A 10,873-nucleotide genomic window follows, 5' to 3' on the forward strand; every position below is an offset into this window, starting at 1 on the left:
ATAATCATATAAATACTGAGAATCAACATTGTAATAGGATAGGTTGGGAGTTAGTAGAAGGGGTTTTATTTATCAAGAATTCCCAAATTAAAATTTCAATTGCCAAATTATGTTAGATGATGATTGAAACTAAGACGTTATAGTTTTAGACCCTATCTCTACAAAAATCTCCCTACTTAATAGTGGGAAAATTTGGGAGAAACTGGCAATGAGAATTTAAGATGGAATTATCTAAGTCTATTAAGTAATCTAGAATCTGATGATACCTGTTATTCTTGCTGGTGGAAAAGGAGAACGTTTTTGGCCTCTGAGTCGTAAGCATCGGCCCAAACAGTTTCTTTCTCTTGATGGTACTGGTAAAAGTTTGTTACAAGCAACAGCAGACAGACTAATCCCATTATCTAATGGTTGGGATGGTTTATGGGTTGTGACTTCGGCAATGTTGGCCGAAGGTGTGGCACAACAGTTACCCCAGATGCCACAGGAAAATATATTGGCAGAACCAGAAGGAAGGGATACTGCTCCTGCTGTTGCCTGGACAGCAATAGAAACGGCACGTCGTTATGGGGAAGATGCAGTTGTGGGATTTTTTCCGGCTGACCATTGGATCGGTGAGCCAGAAGTATTCCAGAAGACCCTGGAGGCGGCAGCCGAATTGGCTACTAACCAGGAGGCTATTGTTACCCTGGGTGTTAAGCCCTCTTTCCCTTCTACTGGCTATGGATATATTGAACAGGGAAAAGAGGCAGGAAATTTTGGTGGGNCTGCTCCTGCTGTTGCCTGGACAGCAATAGAAACGGCACGTCGTTATGGGGAAGATGCAGTTGTGGGATTTTTTCCGGCTGACCATTGGATCGGTGAGCCAGAAGTATTCCAGAAGACCCTGGAGGCGGCAGCCGAATTGGCTACTAACCAGGAGGCTATTGTTACCCTGGGTGTTAAGCCCTCTTTCCCTTCTACTGGCTATGGATATATTGAACAGGGAAAAGAGGCAGGAAATTTTGGTGGGTTTGAGGTTTATCAGGTGGCGCGGTTTACGGAAAAGCCTGACCGAGAAAAGGCTGAGGAGTTTCTGGCAACGGGGCGTTTTAGTTGGAATGGCGGTATTTTTGTTTTTAGGGTGGGGGGGATGTTGGCTGAGTTACGAAAGTATGCTCCGACAATAATGAGTGTTTTGGAGGCTATGGGTGCTGAGGGTTATTCTCAGTTGGAGAAGAAGAGTATTGATTATGTGGTGATGGAGAAGACTGAGAAGGCTTTTGTGTTACCTGTGGCTTTTGGTTGGGATGATTTGGGTGACTGGAATGCTTTGGAACGTTTGGTTAAGGGTGATAATGTGAATGTGGAGTTGGCTAATCATTTGGGTTTGGATACTGAGGGGTCGATTTTTTATGCTTCTAGTGATGATGATGCCATTGTAACTATTGGTTTGGAGGATGTGGTTGTTGTTAGGGATGGGAATGTGACTTTGATTGTGAAAAAGGAGCGATCGCAGGATATTAAGAAGGTTTTGAAGAGTTTGGCTAATCATCCTAAGTTTAAGGATTTATTGTAGGAAGAAGGGAATAGGGAATAGGGAATAGGGAATAGGGAAGAATGAGGGAATAGTTGTAGGTTGGGTTAAGGGACAGCGCAACCCAACAAAAATTTATATGGAAGAAGGGAATAGGGAATAGGGAATAGGGAATAGGGAAGAATGAGGGAATAGTTGTAGGTTGGGTTAAGCAACAGCGCAACCCAACAAAAACTTATATGGAAGAAGGGAATAGGGAATAGGATGGAACGTCCCTACCATATTTTGCTTGTTTTGAAAAGCGCTATAAGAGAATATATTTTGGTTGAAAAAAATATCAGAATATTAACAGTAGGATTTCCTAACTTTAGTGCGTTGTGCTATATATGTTGGGTTTCGTTGCCTCAACCCAACCTACAAAGACTAAGCTCCGTATAGATAAAGATAATTGTAGGTTGGCTTCTGCTGTCGCTTAACCCAACAAAAATTTTTATGGTAGTAGGTTTTTTTNGACTAAGCTCCGTATAGATAAAGATAATTGTAGGTTGGCTTCTGCTGTCGCTTAACCCAACAAAAATTTTTATGGTAGTAGGTTTTTTTTAGTTAAGGGAATATATTTTGGTTGAAAAAAACATCAGAATATTAATAGTAGGATTTCCTAACTTTAATACGTCTTGATATATATGTTGGGTTTCGTTGCCTCAACCCAACCTACAAAGACTTCAATGCTTTAATTTACTATACTAGAAGTGCTCCTATTTTACTGCGAATACGACTAAAGCCTTCTGCACATTGATTAAAACAAGTTACGTCAACCCTTACCCATCGACCATCATTAGTACAGATAACATTAAAAACAGTATTATTTCCTTTTTTAAAGCGACTGTTCCAACTAGGAATTTTTTGGATTGCCCCTTGTTGTACTAATCTATCCATTTCTTGTTTAGCATTCTTTTCACAGCTTACGATATCTGTGCTACTCACTTTCCTCCAACCTGTGCTACCTCCATCTCCTGTTCCTGGGTTTACTTCTTTAGGTAAAGAACTAACTATTAAGGCAAAAGCTGTAATACTAACAAATAGTCTAGTTGTAATTGTATTGATTGTCTTTAATATTTGATTACCTCATTTATTTGCTATTTTTACCCTGCAATATTATTTTTACTTTTTTTACCCTGCAATTATCTTTCTCTGATTTTATTTCTTGCTTCAGAAATATAACCGGGAGTTTTATTGATTTTTAAGATATCTTTTCACCTAAGAAACTGTAGAGAATTTTAGGCAGTTAAAAATTTTCTTTTAGGGAATTTAATTCAAAAATTCATCAAAGCCAAATTTGACAATACTGGTATATATTTTTCTACCATTTATAAATTACTTCCTAATTGCCTTAACAGGTTGGGTTAAGAGACAGCGCAACCTGACAAAAACTTCTATGGCAGTAGTTTTTTTTACTTAAGGGAGTAAATTTTGCTTGAAAACTGATTAGGCGATCGCGAAGCGGAAGGAAGTTCTATATCTCTCTCTAATCTCTTTAGTTGAATAAAAAATCATGCTTATAGGCGAGTNAACTGATTAGGCGATCGCGAAGCGGAAGGAAGTTCTATATCTCTCTCTAATCTCTTTAGTTGAATAAAAAATCATGCTTATAGGCGAGTAACTCCACTTAAATTTTATTCTATCACAATTTTTGTGAGGATGCCACCTAAAATCCTGCTTTTTTTCAGGAGCTTCACACAATGAAAATATTGGTAATTTTCCACTCAATAGACATCTCCCACGATTCCCTACTCTATCTTTTCTGAATATTTCTCATAAAAAGAGCGATCAGGAAGCGGAACGGAGTCCTATCACTTTGTCATTTTTCTATCCGTCTTTCAATATTGGTAATTTAACCAGAAAGCTGACAACTGGTAACTGATCAGGCGATCGCGAAGCGGAAGGAAGTTCTATATCTCTCTCTAATCTCTTTAGTTGAATAAAAAATCATGCTTATAGGCGAGTAACCCCAGTTAAACTTTATTCTATCACAATTTTTGTGAGGATGCCACCTAAAATCCTGCTTTTTTTNAGGCGATCGCGAAGCGGAAGGAAGTTCTATATCTCTCTCTAATCTCTTTAGTTGAATAAAAAATCATGCTTATAGGCGAGTAACCCCAGTTAAACTTTATTCTATCACAATTTTTGTGAGGATGCCACCTAAAATCCTGCTTTTTTTTAGGAGCTTCACACAATGAAAATATTGGTAATTTTCCACTCAATAGACATCTCCCACCATTCCCTACTCTCTCTTTTCTGAAGATGTCTCATAAAAAGAGCGATTAGGAAGCGGAACGGAGTTCTATCCCTTTGCCATGTTTTATCCGTCTTTCAATATTGGTAATTTAACCAGAAAGCTGACAACTGGTAACTGATTAGGCGATCGCGAAGCGGAAGGAAGTTCTATATCTCTCTCTAATCTCTTTAGTTGAATAAAAAATCATGCTTATAGGCGAGTAACTCCACTTAAATTTTATTCTATCACAATTTTTGTGACGATACAACCAATAATCAAGGATTTTTTTAGGAGCTTCACAAAATGAAAATGTTGGTGATTTTCCACTCAATAGACATCTCCCACCATTCCCTACTCTCTCTTTTCTGAAGATGTCTAATGGAAAGAGCAATATAGGTGCCGCACTTGCTCCGTCAACGCCAAGCGGAAAGGAGTTCTATCCCTTTGCCATGTTTTATCCGTCTTTCAATATTGGTAATTTAACCAGAAAGCTGACAATTGGTAACTGATTAGGCGATCGCGAAGCGGAACGGATTTCTATATCTCTGCTCTTTGATTGAATAAAAAGTCATACTTATAGGCGAATAACTCCAGTTAAATTTTATTCTATCACAATTTTTGTGAGGATGCCACCGATAATCCAGGATTTTTTTCAGGAGCTTCACAAAATGAAAATATTGGTAATTTTCCACCGCGCTCGAAACTTTACTATATAAATAGCCTAGTCATTTTAAGACAAATCTCGTTAGAATATTTTCCCCTGATAGATTGTTGTCTTTTTGAGAATTTCCACAGCCTTATTAGGGCAGAAATATCTACTTATAAATGATAAATATTACAAGCATTTCGGCGTAAAATATCCACAGCTATTTCCTCAGCTTCCTTAACAGTTAAATCTCCATCTTTCACTGATTCATCTAACACTTCTCCCAAAACTTTTCGCCCCCATTTCGCCCCTAAATAATACAAATCAGGAATCAAATGAGCATCGGAAGAATACATCAATTTACTAATAGGCGTTAACTCCATTAATTCTCTGACTACACTTCTCATTCCAGCCACACTTAAGGAAGGTATTACTAACCCAAAACCTATATAAACATTAGGATAAACTGATGCTAAATAACCAGCTTCACGGGTATACGGATAGGANGATTCATCTAACACTTCTCCCAAAACTTTTCGCCCCCATTTCGCCCCTAAATAATACAAATCAGGAATCAAATGAGCATCGGAAGAATACATCAATTTACTAATAGGCGTTAACTCCATTAATTCTCTGACTACACTTCTCATTCCAGCCACACTTAAGGAAGGTATTACTAACCCAAAACCTATATAAACATTAGGATAAACTGATGCTAAATAACCAGCTTCACGGGTATAAGGATAGGAAGCGTGTAATAAAATAATCGGAGCATTACGAAAGCGATTATCTTCTAACAAAAATCGTAAATGTAGAGGATTTGATAAACGTAAATCTAAGTCTGGGTCGCCAATTCCTGTGTGAAATTGTATTGGAATTTTATGTTTGGCAGCTACTTCTAATGTCTGGATTACTAAAAAGTCAATAAAAGATTTATCGCTCAGACGTGGTGGTTTTTCTCCTGTTATTTTTTTAATAGCATTAAATTGAGATTTTGCTAATTCTACNAAATCGTAAATGTAGAGGATTTGATAAACGTAAATCTAAGTCTGGGTCGCCAATTCCTGTGTGAAATTGTATTGGAATTTTATGTTTGGCAGCTACTTCTAATGTCTGGATTACTAAAAAGTCAATAAAAGATTTATCGCTCAGACGTGGTGGTTTTTCTCCTGTTATTTTTTTAATAGCATTAAATTGAGATTTTGCTAATTCTACTGTTACAGGTTGAATCTCTAAACCTGTACGATAAGCTGCAATACTTTTAAAACCAACTACTTCTGGAGGAGGGGGGTCAATTTCTGCTCTAAATCTTTCCCAAAATTCGGCAAAACTATTCACTTGGGGAATGAGATTTTGGGCGAGGTTTTCTATTCTTAATAATCGTTTTACCCCTACAAATTGTTGATGCCATTGCCAAGGTAAAATTTCCTCTGGGAGAAAACCATCATCTAACAAAATTGTGTCAAGGTTGGCAGGATTAAAACAAGTTTTGGTTAAATTTTCTAAGCCTAAATTATCTCGTTTAGCTAATATTTCTGACTCTTGCGGTTCACATTTTAATAAGTCTGCCATATCCCTTAAACTTCGACGATAAAATAGGGTATGACGGGCATGATAATTAATAATATCGGTATGATGAGCTTCAGAAAAAGCAGCAGCATAAGGATAACGAGCGATNGGTTGGCAGGATTAAAACAAGTTTTGGTTAAATTTTCTAAGCCTAAATTATCTCGTTTAGCTAATATTTCTGACTCTTGCGGTTCACATTTTAATAAGTCTGCCATATCCCTTAAACTTCGACGATAAAATAGGGTATGACGGGCATGATAATTAATAATATCGGTATGATGAGCTTCAGAAAAAGCAGCAGCATAAGGATAACGAGCGATCGCTTCTGGTTGCAACAAATTATGAGCGTGTTGGTCAATTGCAGAAATATTCCAAAGTTCCATTTTTATTCAAATCAAATGAGACATTATTAGATTCTCAAACTCACTCCATACTGCGAATTTAACTTCTGACTTGAGCTATATAGAGGAGGTAGTCCGAATAATTTTCCCTTAATTTTTCTCTCCTTGTCTTTGTCTAGTCAAAATTATAACTTTTTAAGCTTTTTTAACCTAAAAGCTGGCAATTTTTTCGGTTCAAAAAGGCTAAAGTATGACGTTGGTGAATAAAGGTATGAAAATAAAAATTGAACAATCTAAAATATTTGTTATTCAATCTTTTAGATCAAAAAGGTTCAAAAATTTAGCAAAAAATGCTAAATATTTAGAGAAAAATCACTCTTACTATTCTTCCGACTACCTCCTCTAAGTTCCCCATTTATCCTGTACGGGTGATTTCGTTTCCTGCGGAATGCTGCGCAAACCGAATGCTGTCGCTTTCCGCGTAATTAGGAGCATTCCGGCACGGAAATCGCGCCTACTCTCAATCTATAATTTTAAATAGATCCTTTCATGGGTTCTATAAGCAGCATTGTGCAAATTGTATGCAGCAGCTAAAATAAGTCCACTGCTATGAATGTTGCTGGTATTATAGAACACTAAATTATGATAGTTACTGCGACGGCGATCGAATCAGGTTGAATAATGTGAGGACGGGGTTTATTAGTGTTTTGGAAAAATTTTTTTCTACATTATTCTGTGAGAATATTGAGAATAATAGAGAACTAAAAAATTTTACTTGTGTTTAGGCCAGTTACTTAGGTCCTAACTTGAACTATATAGGTTGTTGAAAAAAAATGATTGTGTTAGAAGAATCAGACTGGGATATCTTAAATGTTGCACATTGTGTCTGAAAATTGGATTGAGGAATTGGACACAACTTCCGTAGAATCTCAGACCTTAATTTACTAATTCGGTCTTAGAGGTTCACTCTAAAGCTGTGGTGAAATTCCACAGCTTTAATTTATAGCAGAACTGAATATTTAGGAACAAATGACAGAAGTGTTAGATGTCTTAGTCGTGGGTGCAGGTATTAGTGGGTTGAGTTTAGCCCACAAACTCACAAAATTAAGTAATAATTCACCCTTGAAGATTTTAGTTGCTGAGAGCCAAAATCGAGTAGGGGGTAATATTACAACTGTTTCTCAAGGAGATTTTATTTGGGAAGAAGGTCCTAATAGTTTTTCTCCTACACCTGAACTGCTAAAGTTGGCGGTAGATGTTGGCCTTAAACAGGATTTAATTTTTGCAGATCGTAAGCTACCTCGCTATGTTTATTGGAATGGTCAATTACNTTTAGTTGCTGAGAGCCAAAATCGAGTAGGGGGTAATATTACAACTGTTTCTCAAGGAGATTTTATTTGGGAAGAAGGTCCTAATAGTTTTTCTCCTACACCTGAACTGCTAAAGTTGGCGGTAGATGTTGGCCTTAAACAGGATTTAATTTTTGCAGATCGTAAGCTACCTCGCTATGTTTATTGGAATGGTCAATTACTACCAGTGCCAATGGGTCCAACGGCGATGTTACAGTCTAAGCTACTGAGTGATTCTGGAAAGTTACGCGCTTTAGTTGGTGCTTTGGGTTTTGTGCCACCTGCTGTGGGTACTGGTCTGTCTCAGCAAGGGGGAGAAGAAACTGTATCTCAATTTTTCCAAAGACATCTGGGTGTGGAGGTGATGCAGCGATTGGTAGAACCTTTTGTTTCTGGCGTTTATGCTGGAGACCCTAGTCAACTTAGTGCTACTGCTGCTTTTTCTAGAGTAGCGAGAATGGCCGATATTGGTGGTGGACTTTTGGCTGGTGCTGTTTTGTCTGCTAAAAGAAATCCTAAGTCAAAGGTTGCTGCCGATCCTAATATTCCCAAGACTAAACCTGGAGAGCTAGGTTCTTTCCGGGGTGGTTTGGAGGCATTGCCAAAGGCGATCGCTACTTATTTAGGAGAAGCGGTAAAACTAAATTGGCATCTCATTGGTATTCGTCGTACAGAACAACAAACTTATATAGCAGAATTTTCTACTCCCAACGGTTCTGAGCAAATAGAAACTCGTACTATTGCTCTATCTACTCCTGCTTATTTTTGTTCTGAATTATTTAAACCTTTATTGCCTGAAATTGCTTCTACTTTCGATGAATTTTATTATCCTACTGTTGCTTGTGTAGTTTTGGCATATCCTGTTTCTTCTATTAAGGCAAAGATAGATGGCTTTGGTAATTTAATTCCTAGAGGTCAAGGTATCAGGACTCTTGGTACTATTTGGTCTTCTGCTTTGTTTCCTGGTAGAACACCTCCAGGATGGCAAGTTTTTACTAATTTTATTGGGGGTGCAACAGACCCAGGAATTTCTCAGTTAGATAGTGAGGCGATCGTTTCACGAGTACATCAAGACCTTGGGCAAACTTTATTAAAGCAAGATGCGGAACAACCAAAAGTTCTGGCTGTACATTTATGGTCTCGTGCTATTCCTCAGTATAATTTAGGTCATAATTCTAGGCTGGATCAGATTAATCATGGTTTAAAATCTTGGCCTGGTGTGTATCTTTGTAGTAATTATATTGGTGGTGTAGCTTTGGGAGATTGTGTTCNGTACATCAAGACCTTGGGCAAACTTTATTAAAGCAAGATGCGGAACAACCAAAAGTTCTGGCTGTACATTTATGGTCTCGTGCTATTCCTCAGTATAATTTAGGTCATAATTCTAGGCTGGATCAGATTAATCATGGTTTAAAATCTTGGCCTGGTGTGTATCTTTGTAGTAATTATATTGGTGGTGTAGCTTTGGGAGATTGTGTTCGTCGTGGTACAGAAGTAGCGACTGAGATTTATCAAAGTTTGGAGGCTACAAAATGATTTTTAGCTTGCCGAGGGGCTAAGATTCTTGAAGAATCTCTGTCCGTTTGCTTTCCTTTTCTCTTAAATGCTGCGCAAACGGAATCCTATGCAAAATGACGGAGATGATGTTAGAGTTTCCTGTTAAATTACAGATTATAACAGGATTACCGAATAATTAATAATTAATAATTAATAATTAAGAGTTGAAGCGTCAATAATTAATTATTCATTCAACAATTAAGGTTTAAACCCTCCCCCGATATGGGATAAATCAAAAAAATTTCCTAGAGCGCCAATCAATTCCGTTTCCAGAAGGGGTAATTATTAATTATTAATTGTTCGTTGTGTTTTTTGCTGAATAACTATAACTATTGTACAAATTACCATGCATTAATGCTATACTTCAGCCTGACTTCAGAGGTCAAATAGTTACCAAGATTGAAAGTCTGTTGCATGACAATTATTAGTCGTTTAGTATAGGTTTTTCCTACTTTTAACCTCTCCCGTACGGACGTTGCATGGAACATCCCCACCCAAACTTTCCCACCCAATCATATATAGAATTCATGCATGAGAAATGGGATTAGATATCTCCAGATATCTCCAGAAAATAAACTTGCTCTTTAATTTCACATTTATCTAGAGAAGTAAAAGTCACTTACAAAATCATTTTTTGTGTCTTTGGCGTGAAAATATATTCCCTGTTCCCAGTTAAGTGTTCCCTACAACGATAGAATNCCCAAACTTTCCCACCCAATCATATATAGAATTCATGCATGAGAAATGGTATTAGATATCTCCAGATATCTCCAGAAAATAAACTTGCTCTTTAATTTCACATTTATCTAGAGAAGTAAAAGTCACTTACAAAATCATTTTTTGTGTCTTTGGCGTGAAAATATATTCCCTGTTCCCAGTTAAGTGTTCCCTACAACGATAGAATATCTAACTTATAGCCAACACCCCTAACAGTTATAATCTTAGGCAGATTATTATTTTCATGCTCTAACTTTTTCCGTATTTGGCCAATATGCACATCGACAATCCGTTCATCTCCCACATATTCACAATCCCACACTTCTTGGATTAATTCTGACCGCTTCCAAGCACGACCAGGTTTACTGGCCAGGCAATATAGTAGATCAAATTCTAGCGCCGTCAAAGCAATTAATTCTCCCTTCACTTGAACTTCTCTACCAAGGGGGTCAATTGCTAAATCTCCAAGTTTGAGAATTTCTGCCTCTGGAGTCGAAACTAATCTCTGGCGTTTTAAAATAGCTCTTACACGAGCGCCTAGTTCTACTAAACCGAAAGGTTTTGTAATATAATCATCTGCACCCTCTTCAAAACCTTGTATTTTACTCTCCTCATCTGCAAGACTTGTAAGCATTAAAACAAAGACATTTGTATTCCTTTGCATTTCTTGGCAAAGTTGAAAGCCAGTTGTATCAGGTAAGTTTACATCTAAAACTACCAAGTCTGGGGCAAATTTATTAAATAATTCTAGAGCTGTTTTACCATCTCCAGCAGACTCTACTTGATAGTTTTGTTGACTCAAATACCTATGAATTAAAGTTCGGATTGCTGGGTCGTCATCAACCGCTAGGATCTTTGCAGAGGCCATGACAAAAATATTAAATATAAACTAAAGTATTATAAAAC

General features: G+C 37.3%; 4 protein-coding genes and 4 pseudogenes. 4 read left to right on the forward strand and 4 right to left on the reverse strand.

What is annotated here, in order from left to right; translation table 11 throughout:
- Window positions 1-259 precede the first annotated feature (259 nt).
- Together AFK68_RS39820 and AFK68_RS39825 are read left to right on the forward strand one after the other, a co-directional pair.
- Window positions 260-763: sugar phosphate nucleotidyltransferase (locus tag AFK68_RS39820; RefSeq protein WP_210407630.1), on the forward strand; the 504-nt coding region annotated here is incomplete at its 3' end.
- A gap of 1 nt (window position 764) precedes the next feature.
- Window positions 765-1,555: pseudogene (locus tag AFK68_RS39825) on the forward strand (mannose-1-phosphate guanylyltransferase); the annotation flags it as partial.
- 696 nt (window positions 1,556-2,251) lie between these two features.
- On the opposite strand, the gene AFK68_RS25910 reads toward AFK68_RS39825, so the two are convergent.
- The 3 genes and pseudogenes from AFK68_RS25910 to AFK68_RS25920 form a co-directional block, all read right to left on the reverse strand.
- Window positions 2,252-2,497 carry a hypothetical protein gene (locus tag AFK68_RS25910; RefSeq protein ID WP_094676316.1) on the reverse strand — a complete coding sequence of 82 codons (246 nt, stop codon included), beginning with the start codon at window positions 2,495-2,497 and terminating at the stop codon, window positions 2,252-2,254.
- A gap of 2,110 nt (window positions 2,498-4,607) precedes the next feature.
- A pseudogene (locus AFK68_RS39830) lies at window positions 4,608-4,940 on the reverse strand (amidohydrolase); the annotation flags it as partial.
- Between the two features lies 1 nt (window position 4,941).
- Window positions 4,942-5,411 (reverse strand): annotated as a pseudogene (locus AFK68_RS25920) (amidohydrolase family protein); the annotation flags it as partial.
- Window positions 5,412-7,373: 1,962 nt separating this feature from the next.
- Here AFK68_RS25920 and AFK68_RS35555 point away from each other — a divergent pair.
- Together AFK68_RS35555 and hemG are read left to right on the forward strand one after the other, a co-directional pair.
- On the forward strand, window positions 7,374-7,674 hold a 301-nt coding region (locus tag AFK68_RS35555), incomplete at its 3' end, for an FAD-dependent oxidoreductase (RefSeq protein WP_143438269.1).
- A gap of 1 nt (window position 7,675) precedes the next feature.
- Window positions 7,676-8,964 (forward strand): annotated as a pseudogene (hemG, locus tag AFK68_RS25935) (protoporphyrinogen oxidase); the annotation flags it as partial.
- Window positions 8,965-10,139: 1,175 nt separating this feature from the next.
- Here hemG and AFK68_RS25945 read toward each other — a convergent pair.
- Window positions 10,140-10,835 (reverse strand): response regulator transcription factor, encoded by a 696-nt coding sequence (locus AFK68_RS25945; RefSeq protein WP_094676322.1) that lies wholly within the window; start codon window positions 10,833-10,835, stop codon window positions 10,140-10,142.
- Window positions 10,836-10,873 lie beyond the last annotated feature (38 nt).

This window comes from Hydrocoleum sp. CS-953 (genome assembly GCF_002260545.1).
In the GTDB taxonomy this organism is placed as follows: Bacteria; Cyanobacteriota; Cyanobacteriia; order Cyanobacteriales; family Microcoleaceae; genus Trichodesmium.

What these genes read in the sequence shown, in the direction of transcription:
- AFK68_RS25945 (WP_094676322.1), bottom strand. Translation starts at nt 10,835, where the DNA reads ATGGCCTCTGCAAAGATCCTAGCGGTTGATGACGACCCAGCAATCCGA.